This window comes from Streptomyces sp. 142MFCol3.1 (assembly GCF_000424945.1).
Lineage (GTDB): Bacteria > Actinomycetota > Actinomycetes > Streptomycetales > Streptomycetaceae > Streptomyces > Streptomyces siamensis.
The window spans coordinates 74,405-96,278 of the sequence record NZ_AUKV01000006.1 but is presented as its reverse complement, the minus strand read 5'-3'; the positions used below and the strand labels follow the sequence as shown (position 1 = coordinate 96,278).

General features: G+C 70.8%; 22 protein-coding genes. 10 read left to right on the top strand and 12 right to left on the bottom strand.

Annotated features, from left to right (window positions below):
• Nucleotides 1–44: 44 nt before the first annotated feature.
• The 3 genes from H305_RS0110285 to H305_RS0110275 all read right to left on the bottom strand — a co-directional run bounded on the left by H305_RS0110285 (nucleotide 45) and on the right by H305_RS0110275 (nucleotide 2,052).
• Nucleotides 45–956, bottom strand: coding sequence for a hypothetical protein (locus H305_RS0110285; RefSeq protein ID WP_028800304.1), 912 nt, complete (start codon nucleotides 954–956; stop codon nucleotides 45–47).
• 135 nt (nucleotides 957–1,091) lie between these two features.
• A complete protein-coding gene (locus H305_RS0110280; RefSeq protein ID WP_028800303.1) occupies nucleotides 1,092–1,397 on the bottom strand; it encodes a hypothetical protein in 306 nt (101 codons plus the stop codon).
• 121 nt (nucleotides 1,398–1,518) lie between these two features.
• Nucleotides 1,519–2,052 carry a PadR family transcriptional regulator gene (locus tag H305_RS0110275; protein WP_028800302.1) on the bottom strand — a complete coding sequence of 178 codons (534 nt, stop codon included), beginning with the start codon at nucleotides 2,050–2,052 and terminating at the stop codon, nucleotides 1,519–1,521.
• Between the two features lie 120 nt (nucleotides 2,053–2,172).
• Here H305_RS0110275 and H305_RS0110270 point away from each other — a divergent pair, with 120 nt between their 5' ends.
• Nucleotides 2,173–2,931, top strand: coding sequence for an alpha/beta fold hydrolase (locus H305_RS0110270; RefSeq protein ID WP_028800301.1), 759 nt, complete (start codon nucleotides 2,173–2,175; stop codon nucleotides 2,929–2,931).
• 66 nt (nucleotides 2,932–2,997) lie between these two features.
• On the opposite strand, the gene H305_RS0110265 is transcribed toward H305_RS0110270, so the two are convergent.
• The gene (locus H305_RS0110265; RefSeq protein ID WP_037763448.1) at nucleotides 2,998–3,597 is read right to left on the bottom strand and encodes a class I SAM-dependent methyltransferase; all 600 of its coding nucleotides are present in this window, start codon (nucleotides 3,595–3,597) and stop codon (nucleotides 2,998–3,000) included.
• A 152-nt stretch (nucleotides 3,598–3,749) separates the two neighbouring features.
• Here H305_RS0110265 and H305_RS0110260 point away from each other — a divergent pair, with 152 nt between their 5' ends.
• From H305_RS0110260 to H305_RS0110240, 5 genes are all read left to right on the top strand, one after another.
• Nucleotides 3,750–4,523 (top strand): MHYT domain-containing protein, encoded by a 774-nt coding sequence (locus H305_RS0110260; protein WP_028800299.1) that lies wholly within the window; start codon nucleotides 3,750–3,752, stop codon nucleotides 4,521–4,523.
• A 65-nt stretch (nucleotides 4,524–4,588) separates the two neighbouring features.
• Nucleotides 4,589–7,126 (top strand): nitrate- and nitrite sensing domain-containing protein, encoded by a 2,538-nt coding sequence (locus tag H305_RS0110255; protein WP_028800298.1) that lies wholly within the window; start codon nucleotides 4,589–4,591, stop codon nucleotides 7,124–7,126.
• On the top strand, nucleotides 7,123–7,557 hold the full coding sequence (locus H305_RS0110250; RefSeq protein WP_028800297.1) for a roadblock/LC7 domain-containing protein: 435 nt from the start codon (nucleotides 7,123–7,125) through the stop codon (nucleotides 7,555–7,557). The genes H305_RS0110255 and H305_RS0110250 overlap by 4 nt, the downstream gene beginning before the upstream one ends.
• 19 nt (nucleotides 7,558–7,576) lie before the next feature.
• Entirely contained in the window at nucleotides 7,577–7,972 is a 396-nt protein-coding gene (locus H305_RS0110245; protein ID WP_028800296.1) for a DUF742 domain-containing protein, read from the top strand.
• Nucleotides 7,973–8,200: 228 nt separating this feature from the next.
• Complete coding sequence (locus H305_RS0110240) at nucleotides 8,201–8,809, top strand: GTP-binding protein (RefSeq protein WP_028800295.1); 609 nt, start codon at nucleotides 8,201–8,203, stop codon at nucleotides 8,807–8,809.
• 54 nt (nucleotides 8,810–8,863) lie between these two features.
• Here the strand turns inward: H305_RS0110240 and H305_RS0110235 are convergent, their stop codons facing one another.
• A complete protein-coding gene (locus tag H305_RS0110235) occupies nucleotides 8,864–9,292 on the bottom strand; it encodes a PPOX class F420-dependent oxidoreductase (RefSeq protein ID WP_028800294.1) in 429 nt (142 codons plus the stop codon).
• A gap of 96 nt (nucleotides 9,293–9,388) precedes the next feature.
• Here H305_RS0110235 and H305_RS0110230 point away from each other — a divergent pair, with 96 nt between their 5' ends.
• Together H305_RS0110230 and H305_RS45330 are read left to right on the top strand one after the other, a co-directional pair.
• Nucleotides 9,389–9,802: a roadblock/LC7 domain-containing protein gene (locus H305_RS0110230; RefSeq protein ID WP_028800293.1), complete on the top strand. Its 414-nt coding sequence runs from the start codon at nucleotides 9,389–9,391 to the stop codon at nucleotides 9,800–9,802.
• Nucleotides 9,803–9,929: 127 nt separating this feature from the next.
• The gene (locus H305_RS45330; protein ID WP_037763350.1) at nucleotides 9,930–10,865 is read left to right on the top strand and encodes a DUF6397 family protein; all 936 of its coding nucleotides are present in this window, start codon (nucleotides 9,930–9,932) and stop codon (nucleotides 10,863–10,865) included.
• A 65-nt stretch (nucleotides 10,866–10,930) separates the two neighbouring features.
• On the opposite strand, the gene H305_RS0110220 is transcribed toward H305_RS45330, so the two are convergent.
• Together H305_RS0110220 and H305_RS0110215 are read right to left on the bottom strand one after the other, a co-directional pair.
• The gene (locus H305_RS0110220) at nucleotides 10,931–11,797 is read right to left on the bottom strand and encodes an acyl-CoA thioesterase (RefSeq protein WP_028800292.1); all 867 of its coding nucleotides are present in this window, start codon (nucleotides 11,795–11,797) and stop codon (nucleotides 10,931–10,933) included.
• A gap of 19 nt (nucleotides 11,798–11,816) precedes the next feature.
• A complete protein-coding gene (locus H305_RS0110215; protein WP_028800291.1) occupies nucleotides 11,817–14,330 on the bottom strand; it encodes a DEAD/DEAH box helicase in 2,514 nt (837 codons plus the stop codon).
• Between the two features lie 145 nt (nucleotides 14,331–14,475).
• On the opposite strand from H305_RS0110215, the gene H305_RS0110210 reads away from it, so the two are divergent.
• Nucleotides 14,476–15,270, top strand: coding sequence for a metal-dependent hydrolase (locus H305_RS0110210; RefSeq protein WP_028800290.1), 795 nt, complete (start codon nucleotides 14,476–14,478; stop codon nucleotides 15,268–15,270).
• Between the two features lie 53 nt (nucleotides 15,271–15,323).
• Here the strand turns inward: H305_RS0110210 and H305_RS0110205 are convergent, their stop codons facing one another.
• The 4 genes from H305_RS0110205 to H305_RS0110190 all read right to left on the bottom strand — a co-directional run bounded on the left by H305_RS0110205 (nucleotide 15,324) and on the right by H305_RS0110190 (nucleotide 20,047).
• The gene (locus tag H305_RS0110205; RefSeq protein ID WP_028800289.1) at nucleotides 15,324–15,593 is read right to left on the bottom strand and encodes a type B 50S ribosomal protein L31; all 270 of its coding nucleotides are present in this window, start codon (nucleotides 15,591–15,593) and stop codon (nucleotides 15,324–15,326) included.
• 21 nt (nucleotides 15,594–15,614) lie between these two features.
• Complete coding sequence (locus H305_RS0110200; RefSeq protein ID WP_028800288.1) at nucleotides 15,615–16,085, bottom strand: DUF5709 domain-containing protein; 471 nt, start codon at nucleotides 16,083–16,085, stop codon at nucleotides 15,615–15,617.
• A gap of 300 nt (nucleotides 16,086–16,385) precedes the next feature.
• On the bottom strand, nucleotides 16,386–18,167 hold the full coding sequence (locus H305_RS0110195; protein ID WP_028800287.1) for an ABC transporter ATP-binding protein: 1,782 nt from the start codon (nucleotides 18,165–18,167) through the stop codon (nucleotides 16,386–16,388).
• Nucleotides 18,164–20,047, bottom strand: a complete 1,884-nt coding sequence (locus tag H305_RS0110190; protein WP_028800286.1) for an ABC transporter transmembrane domain-containing protein — start codon at nucleotides 20,045–20,047, stop codon at nucleotides 18,164–18,166. Before H305_RS0110190 ends, H305_RS0110195 begins: the two co-directional genes overlap by 4 nt.
• A 300-nt stretch (nucleotides 20,048–20,347) precedes the next feature.
• Between H305_RS0110190 and H305_RS0110185 the strand changes: the two genes are divergently transcribed.
• On the top strand, nucleotides 20,348–21,085 hold the full coding sequence (locus tag H305_RS0110185) for a L,D-transpeptidase family protein (protein WP_078628992.1): 738 nt from the start codon (nucleotides 20,348–20,350) through the stop codon (nucleotides 21,083–21,085).
• A gap of 260 nt (nucleotides 21,086–21,345) precedes the next feature.
• Here the strand turns inward: H305_RS0110185 and H305_RS0110180 are convergent, their stop codons facing one another.
• Nucleotides 21,346–21,801 (bottom strand): MarR family winged helix-turn-helix transcriptional regulator, encoded by a 456-nt coding sequence (locus H305_RS0110180; protein WP_028800284.1) that lies wholly within the window; start codon nucleotides 21,799–21,801, stop codon nucleotides 21,346–21,348.
• Nucleotides 21,802–21,874: the final 73 nt, after the last annotated feature.

Sequence of the window (21,874 nt, the reverse complement as noted above, 5' to 3'; positions counted from 1 at the left end):
GCCCGGTGAGGGCAACTCCGCCGGGTCGCCCGGGGCGTGGCTGTTCAGCTGGGGCGTACGGCCATCTTGTCGAGTGCCTCCAGGAGGCCGGGCAGCTCCGGACCACGACCGACGGGCAGGACCTCGCCCGGCTCCTCGTCGAGGAGGACGAACGCGATGTCGTCGGTCCTTGCCACCAGCGACCAGCCGGGGCCGTCGGCCCGCAGAGTGCGGGCGTCGCCCGTGGCGAAGGACGAGCGGACCCGGCCGAGCGGCGGCGGTGTGTCCACGTAGGCGCGGGCCTCCGCGAGCACCCGCTGGACACCGCTGCGCAGCTCTCCGGAACCGGCGCCGTCCTCCTTCGAGGCGCTCCCGGCCTCACTCTCGGAGGTCTTGCTCTCCGACGTCTCGGCGTCGGAGGTCCCCGAGGGTGCGGCTGCGCCCTTCGACGCGTCGTCTCCCGGCTGCACGAAGTCGCCGTCGTCGATCTGCTCGCGCCAGGTCGCCCACTGGAGCGCGATCTCGTCGGCACCGAGGCGCCGCTGCGCCGGCCCCCACGTCGCCGTGTCCGGCGGAGCGAGGGGAGGCAGGTCCGTGAGCTCGGGCGACGGATCGTGCGGAGCAGGCACCCCCGGGGCCGCCACCGCCACGTCGAGGGGCCAGCCCGGCAGAGCGGCGACGACCGTGCGTTCGTCAGGGGAGAGTTCCTGCTCCATGCCGCAGTCCCAGGCGGCGATGGCGACGGCGACCAGCGACACGTCGTCGACGACGACCGTCCACCTGGCGCCCTCACTGTCCTGGCCGAGCACCAGACCGTATCCGTCGGCGAGCGGCGCGAGGTCGAGCGCGGCGCAGGCCTCCGGGTAGTCGTCGCCCAGCACGCTGGGGAACTTCGCCGGTGTCAGCAACACCGCCGTCAGCACATACAGTGCGTCCTCGTCCCCGGTGGCGACGGCTTCGTCGTCCGTCCCGGCCATCCCAGCCTCCCGATCGCTACGTCCGTCGGCGCACCCTAATGCGACCGGAACCCGCTTGTCACGGGTCCCCGACACACGCGGAGCTGCAGTTTTCCGGCTGGACAGGGGCGAATCGGCCGTCCGGGTAACCGCGGGTCACACCGCGGGCAGCCCGAGGAGCGTACGGGCGACCGCCCGCGGCGATTCGTCGCGCTCCCGCGCCAAGGCGATCACGGCACGGCACGCCAGTTCGTTCACCCCGAACGACAGCGCCTCCGGAGACACCCATCCCGCCGCCTCGTCGATCCGGTCCTGGTCGTCCTCCGCGCACGCCGACACGTACGCCGCGGCCGCTTCGAAGAGATTGTGCGCGCGCCTCTCGGCGGTGGGCGCCGTGGGCCGGGGCTCCTCGTTGCGCTCGGCCGCCTTCTTGCCCCAGATCTTGCGGAGTCTGCCGAACATGCCGGACATCGGGCCACCTTCCCCCAGTGCGGTTGCCATCGTCGACTGCTCATCTGCTGCTGTTCAACATAGAGTTGAAGTCCCGGCGGCAGAAGGGGGAACGGCCGTGACGTTGCGTCGATCACCTGCTGCCGGCGTCGAGTGAGGCGACGGTCTCCCGCAGCCACGCCAGCTCGGCCTCACTCGTGGCGCGGGCGATCGTGAGGATGCCGCGCCGGAAGGGGTCGTCCAACTCCTCGGCGCGCAGCGGCCGGTCGTCGTCGTAGAAGAAGCTCGCCGGCTCCTCCAGGAAGGCGAGCCGACGGCGCAGCACGGCGGCCTGCGCGCCGGGGTCCTCCAGGTGCCGGAGGAAGGCGAGCACGGTGAACCAGCGGTTCTCGTCGGTGATGTCGCTCCGCGACGGTTCTGCGAGTCGGCGCCGCAGTTCGCGTCGGCCCTCCTCGGTGAGGGTCAGTTCATGGCGCGGAGCGGCGACCGATCCGGGGCGGGTCGCCCGCTCCAGCAGGCCAGCCTTCTCCAGCCGCTTGATGGCCGGATACAGCGTGCTCTCGGCCACGGGCTTCACGTGACCGGTCAGCGCGGTGATGCGCTTGCGCAGCTCATAGCCGTGCAGCGGGGCGTCGTACAGAAAACCGAGGATGGTCAGCTCCAGCATGGCCCCATTGTGCCGCAGTCCCGCTGTATATCGACCCCTCAATACCCCGTAGCCGCAATACCTCGACATCGATGTATGCTCTTGGGGACACGAGGAACCATGAGGGCAGGGGAGACAGGCATGAAGCAGGCCGAGTTCGACGACAAGGGAAGCTGTGTCCGCTGGACCGAGGCTGCGGGCGCGGACCCGGCGCGGGTGTACGTGCACGGTCTGGGAGCGGCCTCGACCGTCTATCACGCGCACGTCGCCGCCCGCCCCGAACTGGCGGGCCGCCGCACCCTGTTCGTCGATCTGCCCGGCCACGGCATCAGCGACCGGCCCGCGGACTTCGGGTACACCCTGGCGGACCACGCGGACGCGCTGGCGGCCGCTATGGACGCCGCCGGGGTCTTCAAGGCGGAACTCGTCGCCCACAGCATGGGCGGTGCGGTCGCCATCGTGCTCGCCCACCGGCGGCCCGATCTCGCCTCACGGCTCGTCCTGGTGGAGGCCAACCTCGATCCGTATCCTCCGGGCACCACGGGCAGCAGCGGCATCGCCTCCTACGAGGAGGTCGACTTCGTCGAGAACGGCGGCCACGCGCGCGTGCTGGAGAAGGTCGGCCCCCTGTGGGCGGCCACCATGCGACTCGCGGACCCCCGCGCCCTGCACCGCACGGCGACCGGTCTGAGGCATGGCACGAACCCCACGATGCGCCGCCTGCTCGAAGCTCTGTCGGTGGAGCGTGTCTACCTCCAGGGCGAGTCCAGCGGTGAACTGCCCGGCAGGGGAGCCCTGGAGGCCGCCGGAGTGCGCGTCGTGACCGTGCCGGGCGCCGGGCACAACATCATGTTCGACAATCCCGACGTCTTCGCGGCTGCGGTCGCGGGCACTCTCTGAGGCGTCGGTCGCGCCGCGCCGGCGGCGCAGACGCTCGTGTCGCGGGGTACGTCCGCCAGGGACGCGTCAGCCGCGTCGCGCGGCCAGCGCGAGGAAGCGGGTGTCCTCATCGACGTACGACGTCAGCTCCCACCCGGCGTCCGCCAGCACGGGACGCAGATTGACCTCCGCGCGCAGGTCGTCCGGGGTGATCTGCCTGCCCTGCCGGGCCGCGAGAGCGGCCCGGCCGACCGGGTGGAACAGCGCCAGTGTCCCGCCCGGCCGCACCACCCGGGCCAACTCCCGCAGATTCTCGGCCGGCTCGGGCAGATGCGAGACAAGACCCGCTCCGAACACCGCGTCCAACGACTCCGTGCGCAGGGGCAGCGCGGCGACGTCGGTCAGCAGCAGCTGCCCGTCGCGGTCGCGTCCTGCCCGCACGGCGGCCTCCAGCATGGCCTGAGTCAGATCGGCCCCGATGACCGCTCCCGAGGCCCCCACGACCGCGCGCAGGGGCGGTAGAGCCCTTCCGGTACCGCAGCCCGCGTCGAGCACGCGGTCGCCCTCACGCAGGCTCATCGCGGCGACCGCGGCCGCGTAGGCCGGCCCGTCGTCGGGGAAGCGGGCGTCCCAGCCGGCCGCGCGAGCCGCGAAGAACTCCTGGACATGTGTGTGGTCGTCGCTCATGTTCCGCATGATCTCTCACCGACACGATGGACGTCGTGGCGCACACGTTCGGGCGTGACACGATCGTCCAAGTACACCTCTTCGTCATATTCCAACAGCTTTCGAAATGCGCTCCCGTTGTGCGCCCCTGCCGGGACTAGCGTCCCTGGGCCATGGGACACCTGGACCACGCCGCATTCGGCTGGCTGACCCCCGTACTGTCGTACGTGATGGCCTGCATAGGCGCCGCCCTCGGGCTGCGCTGCACCGTCCGCGCGCTCGCCGCGACCGGACGCTCGCGCCGCAACTGGCTGCTCACCGCGGCCTCCGCGATCGGCACCGGCATCTGGACCATGCACTTCGTGGCGATGCTCGGCTTCAGCGTCAGCGGCACCGAAATGCGCTACGACGTGCCGCTGACCGTACTCAGCCTGATCGTCGCCATGGTCGTCGTCGGTGCCGGCGTCTTCGCCGTAGGCTACGGCCGTGACCGGGGCCGCGCGCTCGTTCTGGGCGGCCTCACCACCGGGCTCGGCGTCGCGAGCATGCACTACCTGGGCATGGCCGCGCTGAGATTGCACGGCCAAGTGCACTACGACCCGACGCTCGTCGCCCTCTCCGTCGCGATCGCAGTAGTCGCGGCGACCGCGGCTCTGTGGGCGGCGCTCAACATCAAGTCACCGGTGGCGGTCGCCCTCGCGTCCCTCGTCATGGGCGGGGCGGTGAGCAGCATGCACTACACAGGAATGATGGCGGTGGGCGTGCGGGTCAGCCCCTCCGGCGGGACACTCCCCGGGGCCACGGCGATGCAGTTCATCTTCCCCCTCGCCGTCGGCCTCGGGTCCTACCTCTTCCTGACGTCGGCCTTCGTCGCCCTGTCCCCGACCTCCGAAGAGCGTGAAGCGTCCGCGTCGGCCCAGCGGCCGGTCGAGAGCGTCGCCCGCTGACGGCGCCGGCCCGGAGCCACGGCGGCCGGGACGGCGCGCCCCGAACCTCTCCGAGCGAGGAGGCCATGCGTACACCCCGTAGGACCCCGACCTCCGGCGCTGAGCCGCCGGCCCAGCCACCCGCACGCGGCCGCCGTGCACACGCCGGACCGCCGGCCGACGAGCGTGCGGACCCCGACGACACCCTCGCCGCACCACCGCAGGCGGCGACCACGCGTGCGGGGCGGTGGCGCATCCGCCCGCGCACCGTACGAGCCAAGATCGTCTGCCTCCTGATGGTGCCGGTCATGTCGCTGCTCGCCCTGTGGGCCTACGCCACGGTGAGCACCGCCCAGGATGTCGCCCGGCTGCGACAGCTGCAGCGTGTGGACTCCACGGTCCGGAGCCCGGTCGCCGACGCCGTCGCGGCCCTCCAGGCCGAGCGCACCGCCGCCGTGCGCTACGCGACCGACCCCGCCGTCGAACGGCCCGGCGATCTCAAGGAGTCGGCACGGCGCACCGATCGAGCGGTGGCGAAGCTTCGGATGGGCGACCACAACACCGTCGCGGACGGCGCGGACCTTCCCGCGGGTGTGGCCGGACGCCTGGACGCGTTCGTCACCGCCGCCGACGGACTCGCGTCCCTGCGCACCGCGGTACTGGAGCGACGCGCCGACTGGAACGAGGCCTACCGGCGGTACACCCGGACGGTCTCGACAGCCTTCGGCGTGGGCGGCGCGCTCACCGGCGTCCCGGACGACGACCTCGGCTCCGACGCGCGCGTGCTGCTCGAATTCTCCCGCGCCGGTGAAGCGCTCGCCCAGGAGGACGCGGTGCTGGCCGGCGCCCGGCTCGCCGAGCGCCTCGACGGCGAGCGGCTACGGCTGTTCACCGGTGCCGTGGCCACCCGCCGGACCCTGACGGACTCCGCGGTGGCGGACCTGCGCGGAACGGAACGAGCCGCCTGGCAGGACCTCGTGGAGGGGAGCGCGTACACCGACGTGCGCGCCGTCGAGGACAAAGTGCTCGTCGCCCCGCCGGGCGCCAAGGCGCTCGGCGCCGCACCGCAGGGGGACTGGGACGCGGCTCACGCGCGCGTGCAGCACGGCATGCGCACCATCGAGGCGAACGCGGGCCGGGACGTCGCGGACCGCGCCGACCCCGTCACCCGTGGTGTGCTCACTCCCGCCGGTGCCGCCGTTCTCTTCGGGCTCGCCGCCGTCGTGGCGTCACTCGTCATCTCCGTACGCATCGGACGGGCCCTCGTCGTCGAATTGGTCAGCCTGCGCAACACCGCCCTGGAGATCGCACGGCGCAAGCTCCCGCACGCGATGAGCAGACTGCGAGCGGGGGAGGAGATCGACGTGCGAGCCGAGGCTCCGCCCGGGCCGTCCGCCGAGGACGAGACCGGACAGGTCGCGGAGGCCCTCGGCACCGTGCACCGTGCCGCCCTGCGCGCCGCCGTCGAACGCGCGGAACTCGCCAGCGGAATCTCCGGCGTCTTCGTCAACCTCGCCCGCCGCAGCCAGGTGCTCGTGCACCGCCAACTCAACCTGCTGGACAGCATGGAACGCAGGTCCGAGGATCCGAACGAACTGGGCGACCTGTTCCGCCTCGACCACCTCACCACACGCATGCGACGCCACGCGGAGAGCCTGATCATCCTGTCCGGGGCCGCACCCGGCCGCGCCTGGCGCATGCCGGTCTCCCTGACCAACGTGGTCCGCGCGGCCGTCTCCGAGGTCGAGGACTACGCGCGCGTGGAGGTACGGCAACTCCCCGAGGCGTCCGTGGTCGGCTCCGCGGTGGCCGACCTCACACACCTCCTGGCGGAGATCGTCGAGAACGCCGCACAGTTCTCGCCGCCGCACACCAGGGTGCGGATCACCGGCGAGCCGGTCGGCAACGGCTATGTGATCGAAGTCGAGGACCGGGGGCTGGGCATGGGCAAGGAGCGGCTCGCCGATGCCAACCGGCGCATCGAGCAGTCCGAGGCCCTCGACCTGTTCGACAGCGACCGGCTCGGCCTCTTCGTGGTGAGCAGGCTCGCGGCCCGGCACGACATCAAAGTGCACCTGCGGCCCTCGCCCTACGGCGGCACCACGGCGGTCGTCCTGCTGCCCACGGCTTTGCTCCAAAGCGGCCCGGCGGAACGTTCCACCCACCGGACGGACACCGAGAAGCCCGAAGCACGTGAGTACGCACGGGTGTCCGCGGTCCCGGAACAGGAATCAGTCCCGGCCATCACCGAGAGGCCCGCGTTGGTGCCGCCGGTACAGACCGGCCCAAAATCTACTGAGCCCGGCCTGCCGAACAATCCGACATCCCCGGTCGGCACCCTCCGGCTGCACCGTCCGCCGGACGACTCCGACAGCTCCGACGACCTCCCCAAGCGGGTGCGGCAGGCGAACCTGGCCCCCCAACTGCGCGCTCGGCGTTCCGAGGAGTCCACGGAAAGAGCAGCTGATTCCCACCACGACGGTGAGCGCACACCCGAACTCGTACGTGACCGCATGGCGGCCTACCGCGACGGCTGGGTGCGCGGCGGCGGCAGACCGCCCGGCCGCGGAGCCACCTTTGGCCCGGCAGTGGGCAGCGACAGCAGGGAAGGAGACCCCGCATGATCCAGGACCCGAGCACGACGGGTCAGCGGTCCGGTGAACTCGACTGGCTGCTGGACGACTTGGTGCTGCGAGTGGCTGCCGTACGGCACGCCGTGGTGCTGTCGAACGACGGCCTCGCGGTCGGCGCGTCGAACGGCCTGTGCCGCGAGGACGCCGAACATCTCGCGGCGGTCGCCTCGGGATTCCACAGCCTGGCCAAGGGCGCGGGACGCCACTTCGGTGCCGGCGGCGTGCGCCAGACGATGGTGGAGATGGACGACGGATTCCTGTTCGTCGCCGCCGCGGGAGACGGTTCCTGTCTCGCCGTGCTGACCGCCGTCACGGCCGACATCGGTCTGGTCGCCTACGAGATGGCGCTGCTGGTCAAGCGGGTGGGCGAGCACCTCTACACGCCGCCGCGCGTCGGCGCACAGCCGCCCGCGGCCAGGTGACCGAGGACGGGCGGCGCACATGACCGAGGACATGCCGGGCAGCCAGTGGTTCGACAACGAGGCCGGACCGCTCGTCCGTCCCTACGCCATGACGGGCGGCCGCACGAAGCCCGGCCCCACCGGCGTGCGGTTCGACCTGATAGCCCTGGTCACCCTCGACACCGGCGCACCCGGCGCGGACGAAGACACCTCACTTGGTCCGGAACACCGGGCGCTGATCGAACTGTGCCGCGTCGAGACGCAGTCGGTCGCCGAACTCGCCGCGGACGCCGACCTCCCGGTCGGAGTGGTCCGGGTGCTGCTCGGTGACCTCCTGGAGCTCGGCTGCGTCACGGTCAGCCGCCCGGTGCCGCCCGCCCAACTACCCGACGAGCGCATTCTCCGCGAGGTGATCGACGGTCTGAGGGCGCTCTAGATGAACAGCATCAGCATCTCCTACGCGCTCTTTTGTGGTTCGGATCCGACACCGAACGGACGTGAGCCGGTCACAACGGTCAGCTTGCGGTCCTGTCCTTCGAAGCGGGAACGCAGTCGTCATGATGCTGGATTCGCTGATTCCCCGTTCCTGTACACCTGTCCCACAACCACCCCGCACCGCCGTACCGACGTCGACCCTTGTCGGCACTCCCGAGAGAAGTGATCGATGGTCTCCGAGAACCCCGACGCCCCGAGTGGCGAGACGGCCGCCGCTCTGGCCCTGAAAATTCTGGTCGCCGGCGGATTCGGCGTCGGCAAGACGACCCTGGTGGGCGCGGTCAGTGAGATCAGGCCGCTGCGGACCGAGGAACTGCTGAGTGAGGCAGGTCAGTCGGTGGACGACACAGACGGTGTGGACCAGAAGGTCACCACCACCGTCGCCATGGACTTCGGGCGGATCACCATCAGGTCCGGCCTCTCGCTCTACCTCTTCGGAACTCCGGGGCAGGACCGGTTCTGGTTCCTGTGGGACGAACTGTCACAGGGGGCGCTCGGCGCCGTCGTCCTCGCCGACACCCGTCGGCTCGAAGACTGCTTCCCCGCCGTGGACTACTTCGAGCACCGGCACATCCCGTTCGTCGTGGCCGTCAACTGCTTCGCGGGTGCCCGCACCTACGGTGCGCAGGATGTCTCCCGCGCCCTCGACCTCGACCGCGGCACGCCAGTGGTGCTCTGCGACGCGCGCGACCGCGACTCCGGGAAGGAGGTGCTGATTCGTCTCGTCGAGTACGCCGGGCGGGTACACACCGCCCGGCTGCTCGACTCGGTCGGCTGACACGGCGAAGGGCCGCTCGGCAAAGGGCGGCCGTTCGAGCACGGACCGAGTGGCTCAGGCGGTCACCGAGGCGTAGGCCACCACCTTCTCGATCCTCACCCGGACAAGGAGTTCACCCGGAACCCCGTTGCGTCTGCCGAACTCCTCGGCTCGCTCCTCGCCCATGTAGCGGGCGGCGATCCTGGTCGCCCAGTGGAGCAGTTCGCCGGACTCCTCCGAGAGCGTCGCCCGTCCCTCCAGCACGGCGAAGTCGAAAGGCGGCCGGTCGTCGTCCACGCACAGAGCGACCCGGCCGTCCCGCGCGAGGTTCCTTCCCTTGACGGTCTCCTTCCCGGTGTTGAAGACCAGCTCGTCGCCGTCCAGCACGAACCAGATCGGCGCGACGTGCGGGCCTCCGTCGGCCCGGACGGTGGAAAGTTTTCCGGTGCGTGTGCCCTGTGAAACGAACGCGCGCCACTGCTCGTCGGTCATCTTCTCTGCCATGCCGTCCATCCTCCTTGCTCGGACGACGGGCGTGGGGAAGGCTGGCTGGTCAGATCCTCCGGCCAGGGGGAAGGACTTCAGGGGGAAGACCGGATCATGGCGCAGAACACGGGACTCGGCTGGCTGCTGGACGACCTCACGCAGCGCGTCGAACACGTACGGCACGCCTTGGTGCTGTCCAACGACGGACTGGTGACGGCGGCGAGCACAGGGCTGAGGCGGGAGGACGCCGAGCATCTCGCCGCCGTCTCCTCGGGTTTGCACAGTCTGGCCAAGGGCTCAGGCCGTCACTTCGGCGCCGGACACGTGCGCCAGACGATGGTGGAGTTCGACGACGCGGTGCTCTTCGTCACCGCCGCCGGGGACGGCAGCTGTCTGTGTGTCCTCAGCGCCGCGGAGGCCGACATCGGCCAGGTCGCCTACGAGATGACGCTGCTCGTGAACCGCGTCGGCGAGCACCTGGGAGTGGACGCGCGGCAGCGTGAAGGATCACCCATCGTAGATCTCTGACCTGCGCAAATCCAGTTGCGATCGAGGTTATCCACAGGTTGCCCGCGATGTCCGCCGAGCCGGTTACGGTTTTTCCCGAAGCGAGCGCACACCGGCGCGAGCAACCGACTCCACGGGGGAGACCGTCATGTCCGGCCGCACCATCGCGCAGTCCACCACCTCGTCGTTCAGCCGTGCCGCACGAGAGCTGGAGCTCAGGCGAGGCGAGTTCGACCTCGCCCTGCACCTCGGCTGCATCCGCTCCGTCCCGGACGAGGGCGGAGGGGGACGACGTGTCACTCGCGGCGAGATCGACCGCCTGCGGACCGCGGACGGCTTTCCCGAAGCACTGCGCGAGCGGGTCAAAGCCGTCGGTACGACGGAGGGCGCCGCCCTCATGGGCGTGACCACCGCCCGGTTCACCCGCCTGGCCCGCCTGGGCCTGATCGTCCCCGTCAGGTTCTACCTGAACCGCTATCGGGCAGTGGTCTGGCTGTATCTCGCCGAGGAACTGCGCCAGTTCGCGACCGACGAGCAGAACGCGCCGCTGCTCAGCGGCCGTACGCCCGAGAGGCTCCGTGACCAGCTCGACGAAGGAGTCGACCTCCGGCCCCGCAACTGGCGGGGACGTCACATGGGTTTCCTGCTGCGGCAGACCGAGGATCCCTGGGCGCGGGCCGCGGTCGTGGCATCACTGCTCGACACCACGCATGTGGCGGAGGTCGTCGCTGACCCGTACGAGCGGTCCCATCTGAACAGGCTCAGGCCCGAGCACCCTTCCCAGGGCGCACCGGACTCTCCTGCCGCGCTCGTGGCCGCCCGCATGACGAAGGCCGACGCGCCGGACGAGATCGGCTGGCTCAAGGCCGACCTGTGCCAGGCGATCGTCGAGGCCAGGGCGCTGCGCCCCGCGCCGCACCCGCTACCGGTCGAGGAGGCCGAGGGGACGGAGGACCTGCCCGGGAGCGACGGCACGGAAGACCACACCGGGAGCGAACTCAAGGGGACGGAAGACCAGGCCGGCAGCGAGGGGCCCGAGCGGCCACGAGGACTGCTCGGGTGGCTGCGTCACAGAAACCCCTGACGGCGGGCCTCTCTCCCTCATGCCGATGGCGCCCCTTCACGGACGGCCGGGCACAGGGCACATCCTCACAGCGCCCGGAAGAGCCCCTCCTGCACCACCGAGACGAGCAGGCGTCCCTGAAGGTCGTAGATGCGTCCGCGCGCCAGACCACGCCCTCCCGTCGCGATCGGGGACTCCTGGTCGTACAGGAACCACTCGTCCGCGCGGAACGGGCGATGGAACCACATGGCGTGGTCCAGCGAGGCCATGTCGAAGCCCCGCTTGCCCCACAGCGGTTCCACCGGGATGCGGACGGCGTCGAGCAGCGTCATGTCGCTGGCGTACGTGAGGGCGCAGGTGTGCACGAGCGGATCGTCGCCCAGCGGCCCGACCGCCCGCATCCACACCGCGCTGCGCGGCTCGGCGTCCTTGATCTCCTCCGGGGTCCAGCGAAGCCGGTCCGCATAACGGATGTCGAACGGCTGGCGCCGCGCCATGCGCTCCAACGCTTCGGGGAGCGCGCCCAGATGCTCCTCGATCTCCTGCGTCACCGTCGGAAGCGACTCCGGGTCCGGAACCTCGCGGGCCGGCGGCAGCTGGTGCTCGAAGCTCCCTTCCTCAGGCTTGTGAAAGGAGGCGGTCAGATTGAAGATCGTGCGTCCCTGCTGCACGGCGGTGACACGACGGGTGGTGAACGACCGGCCGTCCCGGACCCGTTCGACCTGGTACACGATGGGCACGCCCGGCCGGCCCGGCCGCAGGAAGTACGCGTGCAGCGAGTGCACGGGCCGGTCGCCCTCGGTGGTGCGGCCGGCGGCGACCAGTGCCTGGCCGGCCACCTGGCCACCGAAGACCCGCTGCAGGGACTCCTGCGGGCTGCGGCCACGAAAGATGTTGACCTCGATCTGCTCCAGGTCGAGCAGGTCGACGAGCCTCTCGGCGGGGTTCGTCATGTGTGGGATTCTCCTGAGCTCACAGCTGGCCGACATCGGTGACGCGGACGACGGCACGTCCTTCCGCGTCGGAGGCCGTCAGGTCCACCTCCGCACTGATGCCCCAGTCGTGATCACCATTCGGGTCGGCGAAGGCCTGGCGCACCCGCCACAGACCGTTCTCCGGCTCCTCCTCGATGAGGAGCAGCTTGGGCCCACGGGCGTCCGGTCCGGTGCCGAGGTCCTCGTACTCGTCCCAGTACTTGTCCATCGCCTCGCCCCAGGCATCGGCGTCCCAGCCGGAGTCGCCGTCCATCTCGCCCAGTTCGTCGACGTTGTCGAGAGCGGCGAGTTCGACACGGCGGAACATGGCGTTGCGGACGAGGACACGGAAGGCGCGGGCGTTCGACGTGACCGGCTTGACCTGGTCGGCCTTCTCCTGGGCCTCCTCGGCCGTCATCTCCTCCGGGTTGGCGAGCTGCTCCCACTCGTCGAGGAGGCTGGAGTCGACCTGGCGCACCATCTCGCCCAGCCAGGCGATCAGATCCTCCAGATCCTCGGACTTCAGGTCGTCCGGGACGGTGTGCTCGAGGGCCTTGTAGGCACTGGCCAGGTAACGCAGGACGATGCCCTCGGTGCGTGCGAGCTCGTAGAACGAGACGAACTCCGTGAACGACAGCGCCCGTTCGTACATGTCGCGGATCACGGACTTCGGGGACAGAGGATGGTCGCCGACCCACGGGTGGCTCTTGCGGTACGTGTTGTACGCGTGGAAGAGGATCTCCTCCATCGGCTTGGGGTACGACACGTCCTGGAGCCGCTCCATGCGCTCCTCGTACTCGACGCCGTCCGCCTTCATCGCGGCGACGGCCTCACCGCGCGCCTTGTTCTGCTGCGCCGCGAGGATCTGTCGTGGATCGTCCAGCGTCGACTCGACGACGGACACCATGTCCAGGGCGTACGAGGGGGATTCGGGGTCCAGCAGGTCGAACGCGGCGAGCGCGAAGGTCGACAGCGGCTGGTTGAGCGCGAAGTCCTGCTGGAGATCGACGGTGAGCCGCACGATGCGGCCGGTCGCGTCGGGCTCGTCGAGCTTCTCGACGATGCCGCCGTCGAGGAGCGAGCGGTAGATGGCGATCGCCCGCCGGATGTGCCGCAGCTGCTGCTTGCGCGGCTCGTGGTTGTCCTCCAGCAGATGCCGCATCGCCTCGAAGGCGTTGCCCGGTCGGGCGATCACCGACAGCAGCATGGTGTGCGTCACGCGGAAGCGCGAGGTCAGCGGCTCGGGCTCGGAGGCGATGAGCTTCTCGAAGGTGTTCTCCGTCCAGCCGACGAAGCCCTCGGGAGCCTTCTTCCGCACCACCTTGCGTCGCTTCTTCGGGTCGTCGCCGGCCTTGGCGAGGGCCTTCTCGTTCTCGATGACGTGCTCGGGTGCCTGAGCCACCACGAAACCCGCCGTGTCGAAGCCCGCGCGACCGGCGCGGCCCGCGATCTGGTGGAACTCTCGAGCGCGCAGCGTGCGGACGCGGTTGCCGTCGTACTTGGTGAGCGCCGTGAACAGCACGGTACGGATGGGGACGTTGACCCCGACGCCGAGGGTGTCCGTGCCGCAGATGACCTTCAGCAGGCCGGCCTGGGCCAGTTTCTCCACCAGACGCCGGTACTTGGGCAGCATGCCCGCGTGATGCACACCGATCCCGTGACGCACGTAGCGGGAGAGGTTGCGGCCGAACTTGGTGGTGAAGCGGAAGTTGCCGATCAGCTCGGCGATCTGGTCCTTCTCCTCACGCGTGCACATGTTGATGCTCATCAGCGCCTGCGCCCGCTCCACGGCCTGGGCCTGTGTGAAGTGCACGATGTAGACCGGCGCCTGCTTGGTGGCGAGCAGCTCGGTGAGGGTCTCCGTGAGCGGAGTGAGCATGTACTCGTAGGACAGCGGGACCGGACGGGTCGCCGAGCGGACGACCGCCGTGGGCCGTCCGGTGCGCCGGGTGAGGTCCGTCTCGAACATCGAGACGTCACCGAGCGTCGCCGACATGAGGATGAACTGCGCCTGGGGCAGCTCCAGGATCGGGATCTGCCACGCCCAGCCGCGGTCGGCCTCCGCGTAGAAGTGGAACTCGTCCATCACGACCTGGCCGACGTCGGCGTGCTTGCCGTCCCGCAGTGCGATGGAGGCCAGCACCTCGGCCGTGCAGCAGATCACCGGGGCGTCGGCGTTCACCGAGGCATCGCCGGTGAGCATGCCGACGTTCTCGGTGCCGAAGATCTTGCACAGCTCGAAGAACTTCTCCGAGACGAGCGCCTTGATCGGCGCTGTGTAGAAGGTGACCTCGTCACGGGCGAGCGCCGCGAAGTGGGCGCCGGCGGCGATCATGCTCTTGCCGGAGCCCGTGGGCGTCGAAACGATCACGTTCGCACCCGAGACCACCTCGATCAGCGCCTCCTCCTGGTGGGGATAGAGGGTGAGACCGCGTTCCCCGGCCCACGACTCGAAGGCTTCGTAGAGGGCGTCGGGATCTGCGGTCTGCGGGAGCTGATCGATAAGGGTCACGCCCCCATCTTGCCTGTCGACCCGCCCGATGGGGGAATCGGATGCTGGTCCGAAGATCACGAACGCTACGCTGTGGCGCCGACGGAGCATCAGTGCGCACGGGCAACTGGACAGCGGCACAAGAGGAATGGGGCGGGGAGCGGCCATGATGGGACCAGCACACTCACTGTCGGGAGCCGCTGCCTGGCTCGGGGTCGGAGCGGCAGCTGCCGCCGCAGGACATGCCATGCCCTGGCCGGTCCTCCTGGTCGGCGCCCTGATCTGCGCCGGTGCCGCGCTCGCCCCCGACCTGGACCACAAGGCGGCCACGATCTCACGAGCCTTCGGACCTTTGTCGCGGGGCTTGTGCGAGATCGTCGACAAGCTCTCGTACGCCGTCTACAAGGGGACGAGGAAGCAGGGCGACCCCCGGCGGTCGGGCGGTCACCGCACGTTGACGCACACGTGGCTGTGGGCGGTGCTGATCGGCGCGGGCACGTCCGTCCTGGCCATCACGGGAGGCCGCTGGGCGGTCCTGGCCATCCTGTTCGTGCACATGGTGCTCGCCATCGAAGGGCTGCTGTGGCGAGCCGCCCGCGGTTCCAGCAGCGACGTGCTGGTCTGGCTGCTGGCCGCGACGAGCGCCTGGATCCTCGCCGGAGTCCTGGACAAGCCGGGCAACGGTTCAAACTGGCTGTTCACCGCGCCGGGCCAGGAGTACCTGTGGCTCGGGCTCCCGATCGTTCTCGGAGCCCTGGTCCACGACATCGGGGACGCCCTGACGGTGTCCGGCTGCCCGATCCTGTGGCCGATCCCGGTCGGCCGCAAGCGCTGGTACCCGATCGGTCCGCCCAAGGCGATGCGCTTCAGGGCCGGCAGCTGGGTCGAGCTCAAGGTGCTGATGCCGGTGTTCATGCTGCTCGGCGGAGTGGGCTGCGCCGCGGCGCTCAACGTCATCTGAGGCTGCTGTCGCCGGGCGGGGCCGGTCCCCGGACCTCGCCGGCGACGCTGCGATCAGGCGGCCCCGTCGCCCCCGGAGCCCTGTGCGCCGTAGCGCCGCTCGAACTGCGCGATGCGTCCCTCCGAGTCCACGGTCCGGGCCTTGCCGGTGTAGAAGGGGTGGCTCTCCGAAGAGATCTCCACATCCACGACCGGGTAGGTCTCGCCGTCGTCCCATTCGATGGTCCGGTCGCTCGTCGCCGTGGACCGGGTGAGGAAGGCGTAGCCGGCGGACCGGTCGCGGAAGACGACCAGATGGTAGTCGGGCTGCTTGTCCTGCTGCATGGATGCTCCTTGAGGGGATGGTCAGCCGGACAGGAAGTCCTCGTCGACGATGTGCATCGCCGCCTCCTCGGCCGAGGCCGCGGCACCGTCGATGCCCACGTCCGTGGCGATGAGCCCGCTCTCCTCGTCCTCGTGCGCGCCCTCGTCGGGGGCGACGAGACGGCCGGAGCGCACATTGCCCACCTCGTTGTCGAGGAGCTCACCGTCCGTGCCCTGGGAGTCGCCGATGCCGTCTCCGGCGGGTTCCGCAATGTCCGGCAGCTCCTCGGCGAGCCGCCGATCCAGGCTCTCGCCCTGATGGCCCTCCGCGGCGGTCACCCCGGCGCGCTCCACGGCCCACGGCCGCTCCGGAGGGGACCAGCCACGGTCCAGGGGGTCGCCGACGCCGTCGGCGAGCAGAGTGTCCTCGGCGTCGAGCAGTCCTGCGTCGTCCTGTACCTCGGATCCGTCGGGCTGGTAGACGTCGTCCCCCCATCCGTCGGCGCTGTCCACGGGTACCTCCAGAGGGTGCGGGCGGGGCTCGGTGCCGCCGCACTCGACGGTCGGCGCTCGGGCCGCTGGACACAGGCGCCGCCCCACGCGAACCGGGTGGTTCCGGGGGAGTACCCCGAGCCGGTGCCCACATCCAGCCTTCCACCCCCCTTCGGCACCGCGCAACGGCACGTGCTCCGGCAACGGAACCGGAGCACGTGCGAAACGGCGCCTCGGAGGCCGCCGCACCCCTGCCGGCGGGCGATGACACGGGTGCGACGGCAGGGGGTTGCGACACGGGAGCGACGGCAGGGGCCGAGGTCATCCGTGCCAGGATCGCCACAGCGCCGCGTAGGCGCCGTCGGCCGCGACGAGCTGGTCGTGGCTGCCGAGTTCGCTGATGCGGCCGTTCTCGACGACGGCGATGACGTCGGCGTCGTGCGCGGTGTGCAGGCGGTGCGCGATGGCCACCACGGTGCGGCCGTCGAGGACGCGTGCGAGCGAACGTTCGAGGTGGCGGGCCGCGCGCGGGTCGAGGAGCGAGGTCGCCTCGTCCAGAACCAGCGTGTGCGGGTCGGCCAGGACCAGGCGGGCCAGCGCGATCTGCTGGGCCTGGGCCGGGGTGAGCGCGAGTCCGCCCGAGCCGACCTCGGTGTCCAGGCCGTCGTCGAGTGCCCGGGCCCAGCCGTCGGCGTCGACGGCGGCGAGAGCCGACCACAGCTCGGCGTCGGCCGCGCCGGTCCGGGCGAGCAGCAGATTGTCGCGGAGGGATCCCACGAAGACGTGGTGCTCCTGGTTGACCAGGGCCACGTGGGAGCGGACCTCCTCTGCGGACATCCGGGACAGTTCGGCGCCGCCGAGCGTGATCCGGCCGGCCCGGGGCGCGTAGATACCGGCGAGCAGCCTGCCCAGGGTGGACTTGCCCGCGCCGGACGGACCGACGAGGGCCAGCCGGGTGCCGGGGGTGACCTCCAGGGACACCTTGCGCAGCACGTCCACGCCGGCCCGGTAGCCGAAGCGGACCTGGTCCGCCTGGACGTCCCGTCCGTCCGGGGCCACCGACGGGTCGCCCGCGTCCGGCTCGATGTCCCGGACGCCGACGAGGCGGGCCAGGGACACCTGGGCGACCTGGAGCTCGTCGTACCAGCGGAGGATCAGGCCCACCGGGTCGACGAGCATCTGGGCGATGAGCGCGCCCGTCGTCAGCTGCCCCACGCTGATCCATCCGTGCAGGACGAAGGTCCCGCCGATCATGAGGACCGAGCAGAGCACCGTCACGTGGGTGAGGTTGATGACGGGGAAGAGGACCGACCGCAGCCAGAGGGTGTACCGCTCCCACGCGGTCCACTCCTCGACCCGGCGGTCGGACAGTTCGATGCGGCGCGCGCCCAGGCGGTGTGCCTCCACGGTCCGACCGGCGTCGACCGTCTCGGCGAGGACGGCGGCGACGGCCGCGTAACCGGCGGCCTCCGAGCGGTACGCGGACGGTGCGCGCTTGAAGTACCAGCGGCAGCCGACCACCAGCAGGGGCACCGCGACGAGCACGGCGGGGGCGAGCGCCGGCGCGGTCACGGCGAGGCCGCCGAGCAGCAGCGCGGCCCACACCACACCGATGGCCAACTGGGGCACGGCCTCGCGCATGGCGTTGGCCAGCCGGTCGATGTCCGTGGTGATGCGCGAGAGCAGGTCGCCCGTGCCGGCCCGCTCAAGGACACCGGGCGGCAGTCCCACCGACCGCACGAGGAAGTCCTCACGCAGGTCGGCGAGCATGCGTTCGCCGAGGACGGCACCGCGCAGCCGCACCTGGCGCACGAAGACGGCCTGGACGAGCAGTGCGGCGACGAACAGTCCGGCGGTGAGCTCCAGGTGGAGATCCCGCGATCGGTCCGAGACCCGCTCGACGACCGAGCCGAGCAGATAGGGCCCGGCCATCGAGGCCACGACGGCGACCGTGTTGACGGCGATCAGGAGGAGGAAGGCGGTGCGGTGCCTTCGGAAGAGCTCGGTCACGTAGGCGCGTACGGTCTCGGGGGCGCCGACGGGCAGGGTGCTCGCCGTCGTCGGGGCGGCCGGGTCGTACGCCGGGGGCGCCACGCCGATCATGCGGTTTCCTCGACTTCTTCCAGGACGCCGCCCAAAGGGGCCGCGTCGTCTTCCAGGACGCCGCTCAGGACGGCTTCCTCGTCGTCGGGGGCGCTGCCAGGAGCTGCCTCGCCCTTCTGGTGTCCGCCGCTCGCAGTGGCGGCGGCCTCGTCCTCGGTCTCCCGGGTCACCACGGCCCGGTACCGCGGTTCGTTGTGCACGAGCTCGCGGTGGACGCCGACGGCGACCACGTCGCCGTCATGGACCAGCAGCACCCGGTCCGCGTGGTCGAGCAGGAGCGGTGAGGAGGTGAAGACCACGGTCGTCCGCCCGGTACGCAGGGAGCGCACGCCGTCGGCGATCCGGGCCTCCGTGTGCGAGTCGACGGCGGACGTCGGCTCGTCCAGGACGAGAACCTCGGGGTCCGTGAACAGGGACCGGGCCAGCGCGAGCCGCTGGCGCTGGCCGCCCGACAGGGACCGTCCGCGCTCGGTGATGTGGGCGTCCATCGGGTCCTGGGCGACCAGGGAGCCCTGGGTGAGCGCGTCCAGGACGTCGCCGCACTGTGCGGCTGCCAGCGCCTGGGCCGCGCTCACCGTGCCGGAGGAGGGCACGTCGAGCAGTTCGCTCAGCGAGCCGGACAGCAGCACCGGATCCTTGTCCTGGACGAGTACGGCGGTGCGAGCGATGTCGAGCGGGAGTTCGTCCAGCGGTACGCCGCCGAGGAGCACCGAGGTGCTTTCGTCGGACGGGTGTCCGCCCAGCCGCTCGGCCAGCAGACCGGCCGCGTCCGGGTCTCCGCACACCACGGCGGTGAGGCGTCCCGCGGGCGCGAGCAGGCCGGTCGCGGGATCGTGCAGATCCCCGCCCGGTGTCCGCTCCGTCCGCGTCCCGCCGCTGTCCACGGCGCGTCGGAGGGACAACACGCGGGCGGCGCGTCGGGCGGACGGCCTGGAGAAGGAGTAGGCCATCGCGATCTCTTCGAAGTGTCTGAGCGGGTAGGTCAGCAGCATGACCGCGCTGTACACGGTGACCAGTTCGCCCACGGTGATGCTCCCGTCGCGGGCCAGCCCGACGCCGCGCCAGACGACCGCGACCATCAGCAGACCCGGCAGCAGTACTTGGATCGCCGAGATCAGCGACCACATGCGGGCGCTGCGCACGGCGGCCCGGCGGACTTCCTGGGAGGCGCTGCGGTAGCGGTCGAGGAAGAGTTCCTCGCCGCCGATGCCGCGCAGCACGCGCAGACCGGCGACGGTGTCCGAGGCCAGTTCGGTGGCGCGTCCGGCCTTCTCCCGCTGGGAGTCGGCACGCCGTGTCGCGCGGGGCAGCAGCGGCAGCACGGCGAGCGCGAGGACGGGCACGCCCACCGCGACGATGACGCCGAGCGCGGGCTGGTAGACGACAAGGCCGATGCAGACCAGGACCACGGTGAGGGCCGCCGCCGCGAATCGTGACACCGCTTCCACGAACCAGCCGATCTTCTCGACGTCTCCGGTGGAGACGGCGACGACCTCGCCGGCCGCGACGCGCCGGGTCAGCGCGGAGCCGAGCTCGGCGGTCCTGCGAGCGAGCAGCTGCTGGACGCGCGCGGCCGCGGTGATCCAGTTGGTGACGGCGGCGCGGTGCAGCATGGTGTCGCCCAGCGCGATGCCCACGCCGCACAGCGCGATCAGCCCGCCCGCCAGGGCGAGCCGGGCGCCGGAGGGGTCCACGACGGCCTGGACGGCGAGGCCGACGCAGAACGGCAGCCCGGAGACGGCTACGAAGTGCAGCAGACCCCAGGCGAGGGCCTTGAACTGCCCGCCGAGCTGATTCCGACCGAGCCACCACAGGAATCGGGGACCTGAGCGTGCGTCCGGCACACCCGGGTCGGGATACGGAAGGTCTTGAATCTGCATGACGTCCCAGTGGCTCGTGTCAGGGGTGGAAGGAGCGGCGTTCTCGGCAGCCGGCCGGCCCTGAAGGCCGGCAACAAACCGTGAAAGGTTCGCGCCGCAGCGTGGCCGTAGGCAAACGATTTATCGCCTCGCGGCACGGATTCGGCCCGCGGTCCGTGACGCGCGGCAGGTCCGGAGGCGTCGAGCACCGTGCCGGAGGAGTTCCTGCGAAACCGCCCCTGAGAGGGGTGGAAGGCGAGGGAGGGGGGTTACCGTGACCGGCTGCGTTCCGCGTCTCGTCGGGGTGTCACCATGGTCGGCATGCGATCGGTCGGAGTGAGCGGTGCGGGAGTCGTTGCGTTGGCCTGTGGGGTGCTCGCCGCCTCCCTGTCGGCCTGTGGCGGCTCGGACTCCGGTCGCCGGGCCGAGGGGGACGGCCGGCCCGGCAGGTCGGACGCCCCGAGCCGCAGCGCGGACCTGAAACGCATCCCCGGCATCGGTGACGTGATGAGGGCCCGCATCCCGTCGGACGCGCGTCAGGTCGTGGCGGTCCACGGCGAAGGCGTGGACTCAGCGGACTCCACGGTCACGCTGTACACGAAGTCGGGCCCGACGTGGGAGAAGACCCGCAGCTGGCCCGCGCACAACGGCAAGAAGGGCTGGACCGTCGACCATCACGAGGGCGACAACCGCAGCCCCGTCGGTGTGTTCACGCTCAGCGACGCGGGCGGTGTGCTCGCCGACCCGGGCGCCCTGCTGCCGTACACCCGGTCCCCGTCGTTCGCCGCGCCGCGCTCCTGGGCGAAGTCCCACTGGCACGACTTCGACTACGTCATCGCCATCGACTACAACCGCGTCAAGGGCACCGCACCGAACGACCCGACCCGCCCCGAGGGCCAGTCCAAGGGGGGCGGCATCTGGCTGCACATGGACCACGGCAGCGGTACGTCGGCGTGCGTGAGCGTGTCCCGGCCGGCCATGGAATATCTGCTGCGCACGCTCGATCCACATCGGCATCCTGTCGTGGTGATGGGGGACGAGGCCGACTTGAACGCCTAGAAGGCTGCTGGTGGGGTGGGCAGCTCTACGCGTCATACCCGGGGCCCGCCGTTCTGTGGCGTCCGCCAGCACGTGGGGTCCGCCGATGGGTGGGTTCGTCCGCGAATCCGCCGTTCCCAGGGGCCGTTGATCAGCGGGCCCCAGGGGCGTCGACACGCGCGCCGTGTTCCGGTGGAAGGGCGGGGCAGGTCAGGTGTCGTCGTCCGTCGGCCGGGTCGCGCGCTCCAGCTCCAGCGGTACGGAGCAGTAGCCGCGGCGGTTCAGCAGCGGTGCTCCGTGTGCGGCACGCCGTCCACCAGGGTGTTCAGCAGGCCGCCGAGCACGTCGCGCTGTTCGTCCGTCAACGGAGCCAGGATCTCCTCCGCGGCCGAACGGCGCGCGGCACGCAGCTCCCGCAGCGCCTTGCGTCCCTCGTCGGTGACCTCGATGCGGATCACGCGGCGGTTGGTGGGGTCGGGCACGCGGCGCACCTTGCCGCTCGCCTCCAGACCGTCGACCAGAGTGGTGACCGCGCGCGGCACCACCTCCAGGCGCTCGGCCAGATCGGCCATGCGGGGCGGTGCGCTGTAGTGGGCGAGGGTGCGCAGCAGCCTGGACTGGGCCGGAGTGATGCCCAGCTCCCGCTGCTCCAGATGGCGCTTCTGGATGCGGTGCACGCGGCGCGTCAGCCGCAGCAACTGCTCGGCGAGGAGGCCGTCGGCATCGGGGGTGGTCATGAGGGAACAATATCAGGATGCCGTTCATTGTGAGTATAGGTAACAATGAGCTACGCTCCGTTCGTCATCGACC